The 1,108-nt window shown below is 46.7% G+C and carries 2 protein-coding genes; both read left to right on the top strand.

Features of this window, described 5'->3' with window-relative positions; genetic code table 11:
• Positions 1–750: NAD(P)/FAD-dependent oxidoreductase (locus A3762_RS28065; RefSeq protein WP_231878920.1), on the top strand; the 750-nt coding region annotated here is incomplete at its 5' end.
• Positions 743–1,108 (top strand): FAD-binding oxidoreductase (locus tag A3762_RS24860; RefSeq protein WP_231878921.1); only part of this gene is annotated, 366 nt, incomplete at its 3' end. The genes A3762_RS28065 and A3762_RS24860, both read left to right, overlap by 8 nt.

Below are 1,108 nucleotides of genomic sequence, written 5' to 3' on the forward strand. Positions count from 1 at the left end.
TACGAAACCGAACAAGTGATTTCAAACGCAAGTTCGGTCGTAACTTTTGTCGATTTGCTGGATACAGATGAGTTACCAGAAGGTATCTCTCAAGACTTCAAGTCTCGTGAAATCGGTACCTCAGCATTCTGCTTATACATTGGCTTAGATTGCCCGCCGGAAACCTTAGGCATCAAGAACGCCTCGACGTTTATGGGGACGACCATGGACGAGGATTTAATGGTTGAAACGATGGCGACATTGAATCCTCCTGTGGCGACTATGCTCACCTGCTATAACGTTGATGACCCAAGTTTTGCTCCTCCGGGTAAGAGCCAAGTGTCTTTGCTGTGTTTGCAGTATGGGAAGGTGTGGGATGACGTTCCGGTCGAAGACTATGCCGATACGAAGTATGCCTTTGCGGAACACCTTATCGAGCAAGCAGAAGAATTCTTCCCGGGCTTTCGCTCTCACATAGAAGAAATTGAAGTCGCTACGCCACTGACAATGCAGCGTTACTTGAACACTCCGGGCGGATCGATTTACGGTTTCATTCAAAACCCAGAAGACGGCGAGATTCATCGTCCTCGGTATGATCAAGTAGAAGGTTTACACATGGCAGGCTGCTGGCAGGGCATGGGTGGATTCCAACCTACGTATATGGTCGGCCAATCCACTGCAAAAGCAGTGTTGAAAAAGCTAAAAGCACAGCGTTTAGCTGAGCAAGATCAAACCCAGACTCAAGATGTGAAGGAGCCTGCCAATGTCTAACCAATATATTACTAACAAAGAACAATTATTGAGTAACTTGGTTGGTTATGTCGAGAGTCGAGAGTTAATCGCAGAGCGAGAGAAAATAGGCTCAGATTTTAGTGAAGATAAAGGTAAAAACACTGCTGAGATTGCAAAGCTTCATCCGAAGCGTTTGAACCTAGAAGTCACCGAGATCTTTCAAGAAACGCCATCGACGAAAACGTTTCGTGTTCGCAGCGCTAGGGGGGCATTGCCTCCATTTCAGGCCGGGCAATATATTAATTTGTTCGTGAACATCGATGGTGTCGAAACTGCGCGCCCGTATGCCATTTCTTCTTGTCCGACACATCGTGATTACTACGACCTCACCGTAAAA

This window comes from Oleiphilus sp. HI0125, assembly GCF_001635355.1.